Below are 16,633 nucleotides of genomic sequence, written 5' to 3'. Positions count from 1 at the left end.
GAAGGCCCCTGCCCTAGATTCAGCGTTCGAATGCGCCCAGCTCGCGCAGGCCCGTCATCCAGTCTTCCGTGTGCCAGGTGCGGGCGATCTTGCCGCCTTCGAACTCATGGATGTCGACGACCTGGATGCTCATGCGCCGGTCACGCGCCGGAATGCCGGCGAAGTCGCGCTTCTGCGTTCCGGTCATCGTGGCGCGAACGACAACCTTGCTGCCCTCCTGGATGACGTCGTGGACGACGAGGTTCAGGTCCGGGAACGCTTCCGTGAGCCGAGTAAGCAGCATCTTCGCCGCCTCGGGACCGGGAGGCAGCCCCGGGGGGGACGGGATGTCGACCCAAGTCGGCGCCAGTATCCGGTCAAGCAGCGCAGGCTCTTTGCGACTGAAGGCATCGTACCAAAGACGCACATCTTGCTTGTATATGCCGGGATCGCGCGCGATGGCGGGCGTTGCCAGCAGGGCGGCTATCGTCAGCGTCAGAAGCGTTTTCATGTGACTTGTCCAGTTTGGCGGTGTCGTTCGACAAGGCCGCACCACTGCCGGCAGCTCTGGCCGCGCGGTGCGGATGGGCTTTGACACATCGAATGTGGGCAAGCGCAGCTTTGAGAAACAGCCGAATAAAATAGAGCTTTAGGTTCGAGATTTTCGAACTCCGAGGCAGCCGCCGTTCCGCGGCCGCCCCGGTGCGATCGATCAGCCGATCGGAACGCTCATGCCGCCATCGGCCATGACGACCGAGCCGACCATGAAGCTCGCGCGATCAGAGGCCAGAAAGGCGACGATCTCGGCGATTTCGACGGGATCAGCAGCCCGCCCGATCGGCGCGCTCTTGCCGTGTTCGGCGAGAAACTCGCGCCCGTCATCCCTGAAATGGTTCAGCAGGTTGGTGACGACGTCGCCGACGCCGATCGCATTCACCCGGATGCCGTGCTCGATGGCTTCGAGCGCCTGCGTGCGGGTCAGCTGAGCCAGCGCGCCCTTCGACGCCGTGTAGGCCGAAATGCCCGGGAAGGCGAAGTAGGAGGCATAGGACGCGATGTTGACGATCGCGCCCGAATGGTTCGGCATCATCGCCTTGGCCGCTTCCCGGGAATGGAGGAAGGCGCCGGTGACGTTCGTCTCCATCTGCCAGTTCCATTCCTCGCGGCTCATATCCACGAGGTTCTTGTAGATGATGCGGCCGGCATTGTTCACGAGGATGTCGAGCTTGCCGAAGCTGTTGACCGCAAGTGCCACGGCCTTCTCGGCCGAGCCGTCCGCGGTGATGTCGGCCACGAAGGCGACGAGCCCGTCGCGCTCCAGCTCCTTCACGGCCGGGTCGATATCCTCTGCGATCACCTTCGCGCCGCGCGCATGCAGCAATTCTGCGATCGCGCGGCCGATGCCGCTGGCCGCGCCGGTCACCAGGGCGACCTTGCCCTCGACCTCGTTCACCTTCGCTACGATGGTGGTCATGGTAGCTCTCCTTGCGGGATGCGGTTGAGAACGGCCCAATCGCCCATCCCGCAGCGAATTCGGCCCGCCTTGCTGGCGTGGAACCGATATGTTCCCGACAGGCATCGCCTTCTCTCGGGCCCTTGCCGAGCCTGTCGGGATCTTGCGCAAATCGACTGGGCGGCAGGCGATGAACCCGCTCAGGACGGAGGCGAAGCCAACCCGCCGAACACGGTCTCGATCAGCGTGTCGATGAACACGTCCGTGAGGTCGGAGCCGATATAGGGGATGAAAAGGCGGTGGTAGACCGGGCCATAGAGGAGGTCGAGGACGATGTCCGGATCGAGCCTCGGCCTCAGTTCTCCCGTTGCGATCCCATCTCGTACGATCTCCCGAGCGATTTCACGACGTGGCTCGACCCAGCGCAGCCGCATCGCGTCGAGCAAACGAGGGTTGATCTGCGCCCGCCCGAGCAGTGAGCGCATGATCCGGCCTTGCTGGCCGTTATAGGCGCGCACGAGCAGCTTCATCGATACGCGAAAGCTCTCGCGCGCCGTGGCATGCGCCTGGATCGGGGCCGCCTCGGTGATCTCGCCAAGAAACGCGTCCATCACGATGGCCGCAACGTTCGGCCATCGGCGATAGATCGTCGTCTTCGCGACACCGGTTCGGCTGGCGATGCCTTCGACCGTCAGGGCGTCGAAGCCCACGGCCTCCCCGAGTTCGAGCGCGGCCCGCAGGATGATCGCGGTGGTATCTCCGCGGCGAGCATCTGGCGTCTTGGCAATCGCTGTCGTGGATCTGGCCACCATCATATCGCTCCGATTGTCCCTAAGCGGCAAGGCCGGTGAGTGGGCAGCAGATCGGCCATGCTTGACAATAATACGCTACGTAGCGTATCGTGACAACGCGAGATCGACGCGATGGTTCCGGTCCCGGAGCAGGAAGCGTCGTCTCGGATCCGACCAGACAGCCACCGAACATCCCATCGGGAGGAGCGAAGTGTCACAGGTCACCAACACCGTCTTCATCCGGGCGCAGAGTGGGCGCTCCGAAGCGCTGGGCCAGAGGCTTCTCGATCTCGTCGCGCCCTCGCGGCTGGAACCCGGCTGCATCAATTACGATGTCCATCGATCGGCCGACGATCCCGACCTCTGGTGCGTCTACGAGAACTGGCGCTCTGCCGATGATCTCGCAGCCCATTTCGACCTCCCGCACATGCAGGCTTTCGTTGCCGGCCTGCCCACGCTCGTCGACGGCGCCCTCGATCTGCGCAGCTTCCTGATGATGTCGGAGCCGGCGCCATGGCGGCTTCAGGCCGCAGCCTGAACCAAGCCGGCAAGTCCGGCATGGCCGCGGTGTGATCCCCGACCGGAACCTCGATCCGCATCGGCGAGCAGGCAGCTGATGCAGCGGATAAATCCGGAGGCTTGAACGGAGCAGCGATCCGCGCCGTCGGCGGCGGCTCGCAAGGCGCTGTTGCGGCCCTCCTCCTGTCCCCAGAGAAGGCCACGGCACAAGGAAAGGCGCTCGGATGGCGCTGTTCGAGACCATGCTGATCCTGGTGCTGCTGGCGGTAGCCTTGCTTCAGTTGTCGCGGCGGCTCGGCATTCCCTATCCGACGATGCTGGCTCTGGCCGGCGTGCTGGTCGCCGCCCTGCCCTAGGCGCCGGAGGTGGCCATCGATCCGCAGCTTGCTCTGGCGCTCTTCATCGCGCCGGCGCTGCTCGACGCCGCCTATGACTTCTCGCCGCGCGCGGCCCGCAGCAACTGGCTGCCGCTGCTAGCCCTGGCGGCGCTGGCCGTGATCCTGACGACGGCGGCGGTCGCCTGGATCGGGATTGCGTTCGCCGGATTGCCGATCGCCGCCGCGATCGCGCTCGGCGCCATCGTCGCCCCGCCGGATGCCGCCGCCACCACGGCCGTCCTCTGGCGTTTCGCCCTGCCGCGCCAAACGATCACGGTTCTCAAGGGCGAGAGCCTTTTCAATGACGCGATCGCGCTGCTGATCTTCAGCGCCGCAGTGGCCGCGATCTCCGCACCAAGCGGACTGGAGTCGCAAATCCCCCGACTGGCCATCGCCGCGCCCGGCGGTATCGCGGTCGGCATCGGGCTGGGCTTTGTCTATCTGAAGCTGGCGCCGGGCTTTGCCGGCACGCTCGGAGGCCGACTGTTCGAGTTCGTGACGACGTTCGGGGCCTGGATCATTGCCGAGCGGCTGCATCTGTCCGCGATCCTGTCCGTTGTCGCCTTCGCCATGACGGTGGCTCGCTATGTGCCCGAGCGGCAACCGGCGCGCGATCGCGTCCATTCCTACGCGGTCTGGGAAGCGGCGGTCTTCGTCCTGAACGTCCTGGCCTTCCTGCTGATGGGTTTGCAGGCCCGGGCCATCGTCCTGCGCCTTGCGCCCGGCGAAATCTGGCAGGCCTTCAGCTTCGCGGGAGCCGTGCTGGCCACGGTCATCGTCGCCCGGATCGCCTGGGTACTGTTCTTCAATCGAGCCGGCTATGTGAGGGTACGCCGACGCGGCGATGAGGATGCGCCCAGCCTCGCACAGGGGCTCGTCGTCTCATGGTGCGGCATGCGCGGCGGCGTCACGCTCGCCGCCGCACTCTCGCTGCCGGCCGCATTCCCGGGGCGGGACCTGATCGTGCTCAGCGCACTCGCGGTGGTGATGGGAACGCTCATCGGACAGGGCCTGACGCTCGGCCCGTTGATCCGACTGCTCGGCCTCGAACCGGACGACTCCTTCGACGACGAACTCGCTGCCGCACGCGTGACGCTGCTCGACGCCGCCATTGCGGAGCTCGGCAGGGAGGCGGGCGAAGAGGCGGCCGATCTCAGGGAGATCTATCTCGCCGACAGGGTCATGGCGGCGGAGGGGCACCATCCCCGCGCGCTCGGCAAAGTGGAGCATCTGCGGCGCCTGGCGCTCGACAGCATGCGGGCTCGGCTCGCCGCGACACGCCGCGCGGGAGAGATCGAAGACGACGTGTTCCACGCATTGGAGGAAGAGCTCGATTGGGCGGAATTGGCGGCCTCACCGCCGCATTGGCATCAACTGGAAGAAGCATGAGCCGGCCCGGTCCCCGTACGATCCACGGTCGTCGCGCACTCGGGGAACCTTGCGCGAGCATGGTCGGCCGCAGGCAATTATGTCGATCTGGCTAACGAGTCAATTTGAGACATAGCCGATTATTGGAGCACACATCACAATCTAATCTCCCTTTCAGAGCCGGCGAGCCAGTCAGGCCCGCACCGCGGAAGACAGGAGACGATCATGAGCGACAAGGTCTGGTTCATCACCGGGATATCGCGGGGCTTGGGACACGCCCTCACGCAGGCCGCGCTGGAACGCGGCGATTGCGTCATCGGCACGACGCGCGAGGGTATCGCCCCGGCAGGCCTTTCAACGGAGAAGCTCGACGTCCTGTCGCTGGAAGCGGGCGATGCCGCCTCGATCGAACGGGCGATGACCGCAGCTTTCGCACTCCATGGCCGGATCGACGTCCTGGTCAACAACGCCGGATACGGGCTGATCGGCCCGGTCGAGGCCGCCTCAGATGAAGAGGCGCGGCAGAATTTCGAGATCAACGTCTTCGGGCCGCTCGCGATCCTCCGCCACGCGCTCCCCCGGATGCGGGCGCAGGGGCGCGGCCATATCATCAACATCTCGTCGATCGCCGGCATCGCGCCCGGCGCCGGCTCGGGCATCTATGCAGGAACAAAGGCGGCGCTCTGGGCGATTTCGAGCGCTCTCTCGCAGGAGCTTGCTCCATTCGGACTCTGGGTGACGTCGGTCGAGCCCGGTTCGTTCCGGACCGATTTCCTGTCGGGCCGCTCGATGCTGCGGACCGCGTCCCATATCGACGACTATGCCGCGAGCAGCGGCCGGGCGGTCGGCGCGCTGCTCGACAAGGACGGCAAGCAGATCGGCGATCCCCGCCGGGCCGCATTGGCCATCCTCGCAGCCGTCGATGCCGACGAGCCGCCGCTCGACCTGCTGCTCGGCAGCGACGCCCTCCAGCGCGCCCAGATCCGTCTCGACCGCTTCGACGACGATCGTCGGCGCTGGGAGGACGTCACCCGCAGCACGGATTTCCCGGAAACCGCCTGACCACCCTTCCCATCAGGTCGCAGTCGAACGCCGCCGCGCGGCACCATCCCACCTATCCCAACCCATCCCGAACAAAGGAACATCCCATGAGCCATCTCGCGAACAAGATCGTTCTGATCACCGGTGCCAGCAGCGGCATCGGCGAGGCCACCGCTCGCGCCCTCGCCAAGGCCGGAGCCACCGTCGTGCTCGGCGCCCGGCGCACGGACCGCCTCGAAACCCTGGCCGCCGAGATCGAGGCGGCCGGCGGCAAGGCGCTCTATCGCAGCGTCGACGTCACCTCGCGCGACGATGTCCAGGCCTTTTCCGACGCCGCGCTCGCCGCCTTCGGGCGCATCGACGTCATCGTCAACAATGCCGGCATCATGCCGCTCTCGCCGATGGCCTCCCTGAAGGTCGACGAATGGGACCGGATGGTCGACGTCAACATCAAGGGCGTGCTCTACGGCATCGCCGCCGTGCTGCCAGCGATGAACCGCCAGGGCGCCGGCCAGGTCATCAACGTCTCCTCGATCGGCGGCCTCAGCGTGTCGCCGACCGCCGCGGTCTACTGCGCCACCAAGTATGCGGTGCGAGCGATCTCCGACGGGCTGCGGCAGGAGAACGACAAGATCCGGGTGACCTGCGTCTATCCGGGCGTCGTGGAATCGGAGCTCGCCAACACGATCACCGACCCCGTCGCGGCGGAAGCGATGGTCGCCTATCGCAGCATCGCCCTGAAGCCCCAGGCGATCGCCGATGCCATCGTGCATGTGATCGGCCAGCCTGCCGATGTCGACACCAGCGACATCGTCATCCGCCCCACCGCAGCCTGAAAGGAAACTGTCGTGCCCCAGACACGCGCCCATCTCCAGGCTGTCGCCGCGACGCTCATGCTCGCTGCCGCGCCGGAGCCGTCATTGGCCCAGACGACGGAAGAACGGCTTCGCCGTGGCGACGTCGTCGTCCGCCACCTCAATGGTGGGCCTTCGCAGCCCACCCTGGAGCGGATGAAGCAGGAATTTCCGTTTCTCGCGCAGGCGACCCACGCCTATGCGCTCGGCGATGTCTGGTCCCGGCCGGGCCTCGATGATCGGACGCGCCAGCTTGCCGCCGTCGCAGCCTTCGCGGCCATGGGCGAGACCGGCTTCATGAAAATCCACGCCGGCTATGCCCTCAATATCGGCGTCAGCGAGGATGAACTCAAGGAGATCATCTATCTGGTGACGGTGCCCGCGGGCTTCCCGCGCGCGATCGCCGCCTCGCAAAGCCTGTCCGCGCTGTTCGCCGAACGCCGGGCCGCGCAGAACACGCGGCAATAGGCGCGCTCGCCATGACCTACGGCGTCATCGCGGCCCTCGTGCTCGCATCCATCGCGGTTTCCGTCCCCCATGAGAAGGCAGTTCCGAAAATGAGCAAGGCATCCGAAGCGAGGGCCTCCTCCGCGCCCGACACGAACCACCCCTATGCCGGCATGTGGATCACGACGGACGGCCATATCCGCCACAACCTGCTGCCCAATGGGCGGTATGACGAAGCGCGCGGCCGCCGCGAGAGCGCCTATCAGGGGCGCTACGAAGTCCGCGGCAATCACATCGACTATTGGGACGACACCGGCTTCACCGCCGATGGCGAGTTCATCGACGGCGTGCTCCACCATGCCGGCATGATCCTCTATCGCGACGGCAAGCTTCCACGCTGACCGCAGAAGCCGGGACGAGGATATTGGCCCCAATCGAACCATCTTCGCCGCCATCCGTCCCCGACCGGACCTCCCCGGCCGGGCTCGAGAGCTATATCAGCGGGACCACGCTGATGAGCGGCGACGGCCCGGCCTGGCAGGATCTCTTCGTCCAGATCCTGTCCCGGGACCGCGTTCAGGCGCCGTTCCTGGTTCCGGCCGTGGCGGAGCCGCTCGTCGTCTGGATCATGGCGGGCAGCGCCATCGTCGAGGAGCGTGATCTCGGCGGCGAATGGACGGCCAACCAGGTCAATGTCGGCGACTTCTTCCTGACGCGCTCGCCGGTTCCCTATGAAATGCGCTGGCAGACGCAGAGCGACCAGCCCTTTCAGGTGATGCATCTCTATCTATCCGTCCCGCTGTTCGAGCGGATCGCGCACGAGATGCTGGGCAAGGCCGCCGGCAACATCACGCTGAAGGACGTCTCCGGCGCCCGCGACGAAACGCTCTCGCATATTCTCGGCCTGCTCCATCGAGAACTGGTCGCGGAAGGCGGTGGCAGCGCACTATTCGTCGAAGGGCTGGCGCAGAGCCTCACTGTGCATCTCCTGCGCCATTATGCGGTCGCGGACATCGGCACCCGCGGCCAAAATGCCTTGCCCGGCGCGAAGCTCCGGCGGGTGATGGCCATGATGGAAGCGCGCCTGGAAGACCCTTTCGATCTCGGCCAGTTGGCGCAGACGACGGGGCTGAGCGAATTCCATTTCAGCCGGCTGTTCAAGCAGGCGACGGGCCTGCCGCCCTCGCGCTATTTCATTCGGCAGCGGGTGGCCAGGGCTCAGCGGATGCTGCAAGAGACCGACACCAGCATCATCGAGATCGGCATGGCCGTCGGCTACTCCAGCCCCAGCCATTTCGCCCAGATCTTCCGCCGCGAGACCGGCTTGTCGCCAAGCGATTACCGCAAGGGTTAGCGCCGGTGCCCTGGCCAGTCCACGAATTGAGCAAGATCCCGCCAGCCCCAGCAAGGCGCCAGGAGAACAGCGCATCAAGCTTTCCTAGGTTCCGTCCTGTCGACCGAGCGGCCTTGACCAGCGCCGGCCCGACGCAACGAAACCTCCATCCTCTCGTTCTCGACGGGAGGTGCGCGAACAGGGAGTACGATCATGAAGGAACTGCCAGCCTCGCAGGCCTATCGCCTGCTCGAACCCGGCCCGATCGTGCTGGTGACCACGAGCCGGAACGGGACGCCCAACGTCATGACGATGGGCTTCCATATGATGATCCAGCACGATCCGCCCCTGATCGGCTGCATCATCGGCCCATGGGATCACAGCTACGATGCGCTGAAGGCGACCGGCGAATGCGTCATCGCCATCCCCACGGTCGATCTGGCAGAAACCGTCGTCGATATCGGCAATTGCTCCGGCGCCGATCTCGACAAGTTCGAGCGCTTCGGCCTGACGCCCCAGCCGGCTCACGACGTCGCAGCACCGCTGATCGCGGAGTGCCTCGCGAACATTGAATGCAAGGTCGCGGACATCGCCCTGACCGACGGCTACAACCTCTTCATCCTCGAAGCCTCGCGGATCTGGATCGATAAGGGCCGGAAGGAGCGGCGGACCCTGCATCATCGCGGCGACGGCAGCTTTGCGGTCGACGGCGATGTGATCGACCTGCGCGAACGCATGGTGAAGTGGCGCCATCTCCCGCGCTGAGAACGGCGATGGATTGAGGGCGGAAGGGGCCTCGCGCGCCCTTCCGGGCCATCCTCATCCTTCCGTGCGGGCCTCGCCGTCGACACGCGGCACCTGCCCGCGAAAGCGCTCGATCAGCCACCGGCCCGCCGGCCCCGGCGGCGTACCCGTGCGATAGATCGCATCCATGACGTAGTCGCCACCGATGCTGTCCGGCATGTCGAGATGGATCAGGCGGCCGGCGGCGAGATCCTCCCGGATCATCGGCTCGGGCATGTTGCCCCAGCCGATCCCCGCCTTGAGCAGCATGTGCTTGGAGCTGAGATCGGCCAGCCGCCAGGTGCTCGTGCCTACGACCGCGATATCCCGGCCTCTGGTGAGATCCGAGCGGTCGGTCAGGACGAGCTGGACATGCTCGCGCCCTGCGCCGGATGGGATGTTCGCAGCGCTGGCCAGGGGATGTCCGGGCGCCGCGACCGGGATCATGCGGACGCTGCCGACGCCGACCTTCTCGATGGCATCGACCGTCACCAGCGGACCTGCGACACCAACGGTCGCGACGCGATCGAGGACCAGCCGCGTCACGGCCCCGAGGGATTCGATATAGAGGTGCAGGTTGACGGTTGGGAACCGCTCGCGAAAGCTGGTCAGGGCATCGACCACGCGATGCTCGGGCAGCAGCGTATCGAGAACGACATGCAGCTCCGATTCCAGTCCCTGCAGCATGCCTTTCGACTTGGCCCGCAAATTGTCGATGCTGTTGGCGACCCGACGGGCCTCTGCGAGGACCATGCGCCCGGCCTCCGTCAGTTGCGGCTTGCGGGTGGTCTCGCGATCGAACAGCGTCAGGCCGAGCTGTGCCTCAAGGTTGGCGATCGCATAGCTGACGACGGAGGTGGCGCGGTTCAGCTTGCGCGCCGCGCCGGCGAAGCTGCCGACATCGACAACCGTCAGCAGCACCTTGAGCTGGTCCAGGGTGGGCGTGCCCGGTTCCGAGATCATATCGATTTCCTCGAACGTGATCGTCTATCTTATGCCGGTTTTTTCGTTCGCCTAGCGAGCACAGCTTCTCCTCATCGAAAAGAGCACAGGCCTTCGCGGCGAGACGAGGACAAGCGCATGAGCAACTCGATCAAGCCGTACTGAGGCCGGCGCTCGGCTCGAAATCATCCCTTCGCAACCCAGGGAACCGCGTCGCCGCGGAATGCGGCCGCACGTCCAGGAGACAGACCATGAGCGATATCCTGAAGGACAAGACCGTCGTCGTGACCGGCGCATCGAGCGGCATCGGCCGGGCGATCGCCATCGCAGCAGCGCGTCACGGCGCCAAGGCCGTGATCGTCTCGGACATCACCGAGACCCCGCGCGAAGGCGGCGCCCCCACCACTTCCGAGATCGAGGCCCTCGGCGTCGCCGCGCGCTTCTTCAAGGCCGATGTGTCAAGCCGCGCCGACAACGATGCGCTGGTGGCCGCTGCTGACGAATTCGGCGGCGTCGACGTCATGGTGCTGAATGCCGGCATCTCGCTCCGCTCCGACGGCGCCGATGTCAGCGAGCAGGATTATCGCCGGCTGATGTCGATCAATCTCGACGGCACGCTCTTCGGAGCCCAGGCCGCCAGCCAGCGGATGAAGGCACGCGGCAAGGGCGGCAGCATCATCCTAATGGCCAGCATGGGCGGCATCGTCGGCGCCGGCATCACCGTCGCCTATTCGACGAGCAAGGGCGGCGTCGTGCTGATGGCCAAGGCCTTGGCCGATGCGCTCGGCCCGGACGGCATCCGGGTGAACGCCATCGCGCCCGGCCCCATCGATACGGAACTGCTGCGCAAGACACCGGATATCGCGGCCGCCAGCGAGGGCTTTCGCCAGCGCACGCCGCTGCGGCGCCTCGGGCAGCCGTCGGAGATCGGCGATGCCGCCGCCTTCCTGGGTTCGGATCTGTCGAGCTACGTCACGGGCATCGCGCTTCAGGTCGATGGCGGCCTGCTCGCCGTGATCTGAGCTGCTTGCCGGATTTATCGAACCTAACGCTCGATCGTATTCGGATTTCCAACAAGGCTGGCGGGCGGCAGAAATACCCCGGTAAGCCCCAGTTCAAGACTTGCTCCCTCACCAAAAGGAAACTTCCATCATGGCCAAGGTTCTGGTGCTGTATTACTCCTCCTACGGGCATATCGAGACCATGGCGAACGCCATGGCCGAGGGCGCCCGCGCCGCCGGCGCGACCGTCGACATCAAGCGCGTGCCGGAAACGGTGCCCGAAGAGATCGCCAGGAAGGCCCATTTCAAGCTCGACCAGGCCGCTCCGGTCGCCAGCGTCGCCGATCTCGAACATTACGACGCGGTCATCGTCGGCACCGGCACTCGCTTCGGCCGCATGTCGAGCCAGATGGCAGCCTTCCTCGACCAGGCCGGCGGGCTTTGGGCGCGCGGCGCCCTGAACGGCAAGGTCGGCGCCGCCTTCACCTCCTCGGCGACGCAGCATGGCGGCAACGAGACGACCCTGTTCTCGATCATCGCCAACCTGCTGCATTTCGGCATGACGATCGTCGGCCTGCCCTACAGCCATGCCGGCCAGATGACGATCGAGGAGATCGTCGGCGGCGCTCCCTACGGCGCGACCACGATCGCCGGCGGCGACGGCTCGCGCCAGCCCTCGGCTCTCGAACTCGCCGGCGCTCGCCACCAGGGCGAGCTCGTCGCGAAGACGGCCGCCAAGCTGTTCGGCTGATCCGATCGGCCGGGCCCTAGAGCCCGGCCACCTTCCCCAAAATCGACGCACCACCTGATGCGAAGGGACAGCCTCCTTTCGCAAAGGAGGAACTCATGTCCGCAGACTTCAAAGACAAAGTCGTGCTCGTGACCGGCGCAGGTTCCGGGATCGGGCGAGAAGCGGCCCGGCTCTACGCGGCCAGAGGCGCCCGTGTCTTCGGCGCCGATCTGAACGAAGCCGGCCTCGCCGAGACCGAGGCCCTCATCCGCTCGGCGGGCCAGGCCATCGAGACGCGCAAGACCGACGTCTCCCGCGAAGCCGACGTGAAGGCGCTGATCGACCATGTCGAACAGAGCGCCGGGCGGCTCGACATCGCCTTCAACAATGCCGGCATCACCGGCGGCACCCATCGGATCGAGGATTATCCGGTCGAGGATTTCGACAAGGTTGTCGCCGTCAACCTGCGCAGCGTCTTCCTCGGCATGAAGCACGAGATTCCGGCCATGCTCCGGGCGGGTGGCGGCGCGATCGTCAACACCGCCTCGGTCGCGGCGCTAACCGGCCCGGGCGGCATGAGCGCCTATGCCGCCTCGAAACATGGCGTTCACGGCCTCACCCGGGTCGCGGCCATGGAGAATGCCGCCCGCGGCATCCGGATCAACGCGCTGGCGCCCGGCTGGACGCAGACGCCGATGGTGGTCGCCAACAGCGCCCAGAACCCGGCCTTCGCGGAACTGGCCCGGACGGCGATCCCGGCCAAGCGCGGCGGGCGACCGCAGGAACTGGCGGAAGCCGCACTTTGGCTCAGCTCCGACGCCGCGAGCTACCTCTTCGGCCAGATGCTGGTGGTCGACGGCGGGATGACCATCGGCGGCTTCGAACTCTGACTTCAACTCCAATTCAGGAAAGACAATCCCATGACACAGGACATCAGCGAACAGGCGAAAGCCGTCATCCGCCGCAATACCCTGGAGGTTCAGGGCGGCGGAGATTGGGCGCTCTTCGATACGCTTTCTCCGACGACTTTCACGACACACGCCCCAGCCGGGCATGAAGAGCGACAAGGCGAGCGTGCTCGGCCTCTATCAGCGCCTGCGCGTCGCCTTCCCCGACTTCAGGCCTGAGATCCACTGGCAGCGCGCCGACGGCGACGTCGTCACCACCTTCAAGACCTATCACGGCACGCATCGGGGCGACTTCCTCGGCATCCCTGCCACCGGCAAGACGCTGAACTTCGAGACCGTCGACGCGATGCGCGTGGTCGAGGGCAAGATCACCGATCACTGGGGCGTGGCGAACCTCTATTCGGTCCTCCAGCAGCTCGGCGTGATCGCGCCGCTATCGAAGTGAAGGGAGAGCGTGTCATGAGCACCGTCATCCGCATGCATGAAACCGGCGCCCCGTCCGTCCTCGTCGCCGAAGACGAGACCGTCGGACACCCCGGCGCCGGCCAGGTCAAGCTGCACCACGAGGCCATCGGCGTGAACTTCATCGACACGATGTTCCGCTCCGGCGCTTTCGGGGCGACCCTGCCCTTCGTGACCGGCGTGGAAGCGGCCGGCGTCATCACCGAAACCGGCCCGAGCGCCCACCAGTTCAACGTCGGGGACCGCGTCGCCTATTTCTTCGCACCGGGCGCCTATGCAGCAGAACGTCTGGTCGACGAGACCGCCCTCATCAAGCTGCCCGACGATGTCCCGACCGACATCGCGGCCGGCTTCCTAACCAAGGGCGTCACCGCCTGGCTTGCGGTACGCCACCTCCACAAGGTCAAGCCGGGCGACAAGGTGCTGGTCCAGGGCGCGACCGGTGGCGTCGGCTCGCTGGTGACGCGCTGGGCCAAGGCCCTCGGCGCGACCGTCATCGCGGTCGGCTCGGCCGCCAAGCTCAGCGGAATTGCACGCGAAGTCGACTATGCGCTGGCCTCCGACGAACCCGACCTCGGGTCTCGGATCCGTGCCGTCGCACCGCAGGGTGTCGACGTCGTCTACGAGTTCGTCGGCAAGGCGACATTCCCCGCCTCACTGAAGGCGGTGCGTGACGGCGGCGAAATCTTCACGATCGGCGCGGCTTCCGGCGCACCGGAGATCGACCAGGCCGAGCTCAAGGCAAGGTCGATCAAGGTCGCGCATGCCAGCGCGGCGGGAACCGTCCAAGGTGCCATGCTGGAACAGGCCTCGAACGAGCTGTTCGACCGCTGGCGGGAAGGCATTTTCGGCGACATCGTGCTGCAGCGCTATCGCCTGCTCGATGCCGCGCAGGCCCATCGCGACATCGCCGATCGTGCCATCGGCCCGAACCCGGTCTTGGTTCCTTGAGGGTGCATGTGCCGGCTGGCGTCCATGGCGTTTCCGTGATGAGAGCGCCATGGGCGCTTTTCGCCTCCAACCTTCATGAGCCAGCCACTTGTCGGCCTTGCCGCTTTGCGGTCGTCCTGGCTCGCTCGGCAAGGTCGTCCGGTTCGCCGGTCTGCTGCGGTCGATGACGTCGGCAACGAGGCCGCGGCGTTCCATGCCCCCTCGTCCGCACCTCGGCAATTCCTGCAATCGGACTTGAATACCTCGGTCGCGGGGGCATAGTGGTTCCGAGCGCCGTTCATGGAGGCGAATGATGATCGTTCGCGCTGCTCTATGCCTTGCGCTGATGTTGCTACCGGCCTGCACCTTCCAGGGGCGTCCGCAGGCTCTGCCCTTCGACCGGCAGGAGGGAGCGGAGGTCGCCGGCTACGGCCAGATCCGATTCTGGGCCGACGGCATCGACAGCCGCGTTCCAGCCTATCTCGACAATCAATATCGGCAGATCGCGGCCTCAGGCTGCCGCGCCTGCCGCAACGAGGCGAGCTTCCTCGCGATCTCCGGCGGAGGTGGTGACGGCGCCTATGGAGCCGGCCTTCTGAAGGCCTGGAGCGAGCGCGGCGACCGGCCACGCTTCGAGGTCGTCACAGGCGTCAGCACCGGCTCTCTGGCGGCGCCCTTCGTCTTCGCGGGCCCGGCCTATGATGCCGCGCTCGAAGAGGTCTATACGCGCTATGGCGACAGCGAATTGTTTCGCAACAGAGGCATCGTCGGGCTGCTCGGCGACTCGCTCTACGATACGGACCCGCTGCGCCGCCTGATCGAGCGTCATGCCGACGACACTCTGCTGGACATCATCGCAACCGAGCATCGCAAGGGGCGGCGCCTGCTCGTCCAGACCACGAATCTCGATGCCCAGCGGCCGGTCGTCTGGGATCTCGGCGCCATCGCCGCCAGCGGCAATCCGGACCGCCGCAAGCTCTTCGTCGACGCGCTCCTGGCCTCCGCGGCCATTCCGGGCGTCTTCCCTCCTGTCGCCATCAATGTGACCAGCGAGGGCCGGACCTATGACGAATTGCATGTCGATGGCGGTGTCTCCGCCCAGATCTTCTTCGCCCCGCCCGGCCTTGACCTGAACGGCGCCGCCCGCCACCATTTCGGGCATGAGCGGCGCCTGAAGCTCTACGTGATCCGCAACGGCAAGCTCGGCCCGGAATACAAGGCCAGTGAACGCAGCGTGATGGCGCTGGCCTCCCGCTCGATCACGACGCTGGTCAAGTACCAGTCGCTCGCGAACATCACGACGCTGTCGGAGGTCGCGCGCCAGCTCAGGGCCGAATTCGCCTTCGCCGCCGTGCCCGAGAGTTTCACAGCGCAGCAGCGCTCCGAGTTCGACCCGCTCTACATGCAGGCGCTGTTCAAGGCCGGCTATCAGGACGCCCTGGAAGGACGGGCCTGGCGCAAGGTTCCACCGGCCTCGCCGATGCTCGCATTACGGCGATAGACATCCGGCGCGGGAAAACGCGGCGTCCGGCTTCTACTGAAGTCCCATGCCTGGACGATACGGTCAGCTTCCGCGATCAGGGCCATGTCCCCTCTCTATACAGTGTCGAGTGTAGCTTGCGTCTGGTCGCAAACGAGCGATCGTTCGTCGCCAAAACGTTGACGCGCACTATCACATGACATCCGGGCGGCCTGTGTGGGGCGGATACGTGCCCACCTTTCGATGGCAACAGGCTACGGCAGGCCAATGTCCGCTTCCGGGCTACCTGCCAATGTCAGCTCCTGGCGCAGGACAACCCTAGCTTCGGCGCTCTTGAAGAAACGTCGGGGCCCGATCAACCAGCCAGCTTTATTTCGTCGTGGTGAACGTTATCCATCCGTCTCGATCGGGTAATGGATCATCATGAGCACGCTGGAAGCCCCCAGTGTCGTCATCAATACCGAAAACAACTGAAATCCTACAAGTGTCCAGAATATCGGCGCCGGACGATCGCTCCGTGCATGTAGTTAATCATCGTGTTGAAATCAAAGACGGGTCTGTCTACGGCTTCCTGAACAGCGCGCGCATAGGGAGGCAAGTCACTGCATTCGAGCAGAATCGCGCCGGTCTCCGGCGCTCGAACGATCAGGTCCCGGGCGACGGCAACGACCTCCGCTTCGATCGCGGCGCTGTCCAAAGTGCCTTTTTCCTCGAGGATCGCGCTTCGGAATTCCGGCTGCGTCTCCATCCCCGCGACCGATTTCGGTATCGACGGCGAGATCCCGAGCAGGTCGAAATGTTCGTCCCGCAGCAATGACGCATTCGCCGTGATGATGCCCACCGGCTTGCCGGTCGTTGCATAAATGAACGGCACCTGCATCAGGCTGGACAGAAAAACCGGGATGCGGACGGCTGCCGCCACCTGGCGCTGAAACAGCGCCATGAAGCCGCATGCACCGGTTATCGCGCGCACGCCCCGGCGCTCCAGCTCTCTAGCCGCTTCGACGAAGGGCTGCGCAAGAGCTGGATCGCGCTGGGTGAGCAGACGATCGATCGATGCCCCCTGCACCTCCTGATAGCAAACAGGAAAGTCGTAGGTCGTTGCGTTACCGACATTGCCGGGGACGCAAGGGTATGCGGCATCGAGAATGAGGATGCCGATCGGCTGCCCGTACCAGGATTGGCTCTTCGTACGAACGCTGTAGGCCGTCACGATCGTCATCTCCCTATCAATT

General features: G+C 65.6%; 18 protein-coding genes and 1 pseudogene. 14 read left to right on the top strand and 5 right to left on the bottom strand.

The window, feature by feature from the left end; translation table 11 throughout:
• Positions 1 to 19 precede the first annotated feature (19 nt).
• The 3 genes from AC1RLU_RS25255 to AC1RLU_RS25245 all read right to left on the bottom strand — a co-directional run bounded on the left by AC1RLU_RS25255 (position 20) and on the right by AC1RLU_RS25245 (position 2,244).
• Positions 20 to 490, bottom strand: a complete 471-nt coding sequence (locus AC1RLU_RS25255; RefSeq protein WP_492798835.1) for an ester cyclase — start codon at positions 488 to 490, stop codon at positions 20 to 22.
• Positions 491 to 691: 201 nt separating this feature from the next.
• Positions 692 to 1,453 carry an SDR family NAD(P)-dependent oxidoreductase gene (locus AC1RLU_RS25250; protein WP_492798834.1) on the bottom strand — a complete coding sequence of 254 codons (762 nt, stop codon included), beginning with the start codon at positions 1,451 to 1,453 and terminating at the stop codon, positions 692 to 694.
• Positions 1,454 to 1,632: 179 nt separating this feature from the next.
• Complete coding sequence (locus AC1RLU_RS25245; protein WP_492798942.1) at positions 1,633 to 2,244, bottom strand: TetR/AcrR family transcriptional regulator; 612 nt, start codon at positions 2,242 to 2,244, stop codon at positions 1,633 to 1,635.
• 190 nt (positions 2,245 to 2,434) lie between these two features.
• Here AC1RLU_RS25245 and AC1RLU_RS25240 point away from each other — a divergent pair, with 190 nt between their 5' ends.
• From AC1RLU_RS25240 to AC1RLU_RS25205, 8 genes and pseudogenes are all read left to right on the top strand, one after another.
• Entirely contained in the window at positions 2,435 to 2,761 is a 327-nt protein-coding gene (locus AC1RLU_RS25240; protein WP_492798833.1) for a putative quinol monooxygenase, read from the top strand.
• Between the two features lie 205 nt (positions 2,762 to 2,966).
• A pseudogene (locus tag AC1RLU_RS25235) lies at positions 2,967 to 4,508 on the top strand (cation:proton antiporter).
• Positions 4,509 to 4,712: 204 nt separating this feature from the next.
• Complete coding sequence (locus tag AC1RLU_RS25230) at positions 4,713 to 5,549, top strand: oxidoreductase (RefSeq protein WP_492798832.1); 837 nt, start codon at positions 4,713 to 4,715, stop codon at positions 5,547 to 5,549.
• 86 nt (positions 5,550 to 5,635) lie between these two features.
• Complete coding sequence (locus AC1RLU_RS25225; RefSeq protein WP_492798831.1) at positions 5,636 to 6,364, top strand: SDR family oxidoreductase; 729 nt, start codon at positions 5,636 to 5,638, stop codon at positions 6,362 to 6,364.
• Between the two features lie 57 nt (positions 6,365 to 6,421).
• Entirely contained in the window at positions 6,422 to 6,850 is a 429-nt protein-coding gene (locus AC1RLU_RS25220; RefSeq protein ID WP_492798941.1) for a carboxymuconolactone decarboxylase family protein, read from the top strand.
• Positions 6,851 to 6,939: 89 nt separating this feature from the next.
• Positions 6,940 to 7,230: an Atu4866 domain-containing protein gene (locus AC1RLU_RS25215; protein WP_492798830.1), complete on the top strand. Its 291-nt coding sequence runs from the start codon at positions 6,940 to 6,942 to the stop codon at positions 7,228 to 7,230.
• 23 nt (positions 7,231 to 7,253) lie between these two features.
• A complete protein-coding gene (locus tag AC1RLU_RS25210) occupies positions 7,254 to 8,183 on the top strand; it encodes a helix-turn-helix domain-containing protein (protein WP_492798829.1) in 930 nt (309 codons plus the stop codon).
• Positions 8,184 to 8,375: 192 nt separating this feature from the next.
• Positions 8,376 to 8,927 carry a flavin reductase family protein gene (locus tag AC1RLU_RS25205; protein ID WP_492798828.1) on the top strand — a complete coding sequence of 184 codons (552 nt, stop codon included), beginning with the start codon at positions 8,376 to 8,378 and terminating at the stop codon, positions 8,925 to 8,927.
• A 54-nt stretch (positions 8,928 to 8,981) separates the two neighbouring features.
• On the opposite strand, the gene AC1RLU_RS25200 is transcribed toward AC1RLU_RS25205, so the two are convergent.
• Positions 8,982 to 9,905: a LysR family transcriptional regulator gene (locus AC1RLU_RS25200; protein WP_492798940.1), complete on the bottom strand. Its 924-nt coding sequence runs from the start codon at positions 9,903 to 9,905 to the stop codon at positions 8,982 to 8,984.
• 233 nt (positions 9,906 to 10,138) lie between these two features.
• Between AC1RLU_RS25200 and AC1RLU_RS25195 the strand changes: the two genes are divergently transcribed.
• The 6 genes from AC1RLU_RS25195 to AC1RLU_RS25170 all read left to right on the top strand — a co-directional run bounded on the left by AC1RLU_RS25195 (position 10,139) and on the right by AC1RLU_RS25170 (position 15,419).
• Complete coding sequence (locus tag AC1RLU_RS25195) at positions 10,139 to 10,909, top strand: SDR family oxidoreductase (protein WP_492798827.1); 771 nt, start codon at positions 10,139 to 10,141, stop codon at positions 10,907 to 10,909.
• A 130-nt stretch (positions 10,910 to 11,039) separates the two neighbouring features.
• Positions 11,040 to 11,639, top strand: a complete 600-nt coding sequence (gene wrbA / locus AC1RLU_RS25190) for an NAD(P)H:quinone oxidoreductase (protein WP_492798826.1) — start codon at positions 11,040 to 11,042, stop codon at positions 11,637 to 11,639.
• Positions 11,640 to 11,734: 95 nt separating this feature from the next.
• Positions 11,735 to 12,508 carry an SDR family NAD(P)-dependent oxidoreductase gene (locus tag AC1RLU_RS25185; RefSeq protein WP_492798825.1) on the top strand — a complete coding sequence of 258 codons (774 nt, stop codon included), beginning with the start codon at positions 11,735 to 11,737 and terminating at the stop codon, positions 12,506 to 12,508.
• Positions 12,509 to 12,671: 163 nt separating this feature from the next.
• Positions 12,672 to 12,971, top strand: a complete 300-nt coding sequence (locus tag AC1RLU_RS25180; RefSeq protein WP_492798824.1) for an ester cyclase — start codon at positions 12,672 to 12,674, stop codon at positions 12,969 to 12,971.
• Positions 12,972 to 12,985: 14 nt separating this feature from the next.
• Positions 12,986 to 13,939: a zinc-binding dehydrogenase gene (locus tag AC1RLU_RS25175; RefSeq protein ID WP_492798823.1), complete on the top strand. Its 954-nt coding sequence runs from the start codon at positions 12,986 to 12,988 to the stop codon at positions 13,937 to 13,939.
• Positions 13,940 to 14,231: 292 nt separating this feature from the next.
• Entirely contained in the window at positions 14,232 to 15,419 is a 1,188-nt protein-coding gene (locus AC1RLU_RS25170) for a patatin-like phospholipase family protein (protein WP_492798822.1), read from the top strand.
• Between the two features lie 457 nt (positions 15,420 to 15,876).
• Here AC1RLU_RS25170 and AC1RLU_RS25165 read toward each other — a convergent pair whose 3' ends face one another.
• Positions 15,877 to 16,620 (bottom strand): aspartate/glutamate racemase family protein, encoded by a 744-nt coding sequence (locus AC1RLU_RS25165; protein ID WP_492798821.1) that lies wholly within the window; start codon positions 16,618 to 16,620, stop codon positions 15,877 to 15,879.
• Positions 16,621 to 16,633: the final 13 nt, after the last annotated feature.

This window comes from Allobosea sp. GW822-FHT05A11 (genome assembly GCF_058800455.1).
This window is presented reverse-complemented; position numbering and strand designations above follow the sequence as displayed.

Bases quoted from the DNA above. Each gene is read 5' to 3' on its own strand.
- AC1RLU_RS25250 (WP_492798834.1), bottom strand. From the start codon at position 1,453: ATGACCACCATCGTAGCGAAGGTGAACGAGGTCGAGGGCAAGGTCGCC.
- AC1RLU_RS25215 (WP_492798830.1), top strand. From the start codon at position 6,940: ATGAGCAAGGCATCCGAAGCGAGGGCCTCCTCCGCGCCCGACACGAAC.
- AC1RLU_RS25175 (WP_492798823.1), top strand. From the start codon at position 12,986: ATGAGCACCGTCATCCGCATGCATGAAACCGGCGCCCCGTCCGTCCTC.
- AC1RLU_RS25180 (WP_492798824.1), top strand. From the start codon at position 12,672: ATGAAGAGCGACAAGGCGAGCGTGCTCGGCCTCTATCAGCGCCTGCGC.
- AC1RLU_RS25185 (WP_492798825.1), top strand. From the start codon at position 11,735: ATGTCCGCAGACTTCAAAGACAAAGTCGTGCTCGTGACCGGCGCAGGT.
- AC1RLU_RS25255 (WP_492798835.1), bottom strand. From the start codon at position 490: ATGAAAACGCTTCTGACGCTGACGATAGCCGCCCTGCTGGCAACGCCC.
- AC1RLU_RS25205 (WP_492798828.1), top strand. From the start codon at position 8,376: ATGAAGGAACTGCCAGCCTCGCAGGCCTATCGCCTGCTCGAACCCGGC.
- wrbA (WP_492798826.1), top strand. From the start codon at position 11,040: ATGGCCAAGGTTCTGGTGCTGTATTACTCCTCCTACGGGCATATCGAG.
- AC1RLU_RS25170 (WP_492798822.1), top strand. From the start codon at position 14,232: ATGATCGTTCGCGCTGCTCTATGCCTTGCGCTGATGTTGCTACCGGCC.
- AC1RLU_RS25230 (WP_492798832.1), top strand. From the start codon at position 4,713: ATGAGCGACAAGGTCTGGTTCATCACCGGGATATCGCGGGGCTTGGGA.
- AC1RLU_RS25195 (WP_492798827.1), top strand. From the start codon at position 10,139: ATGAGCGATATCCTGAAGGACAAGACCGTCGTCGTGACCGGCGCATCG.
- AC1RLU_RS25220 (WP_492798941.1), top strand. From the start codon at position 6,422: ATGCTCGCTGCCGCGCCGGAGCCGTCATTGGCCCAGACGACGGAAGAA.
- AC1RLU_RS25165 (WP_492798821.1), bottom strand. From the start codon at position 16,620: ATGACGATCGTGACGGCCTACAGCGTTCGTACGAAGAGCCAATCCTGG.
- AC1RLU_RS25245 (WP_492798942.1), bottom strand. From the start codon at position 2,244: ATGGTGGCCAGATCCACGACAGCGATTGCCAAGACGCCAGATGCTCGC.
- AC1RLU_RS25225 (WP_492798831.1), top strand. From the start codon at position 5,636: ATGAGCCATCTCGCGAACAAGATCGTTCTGATCACCGGTGCCAGCAGC.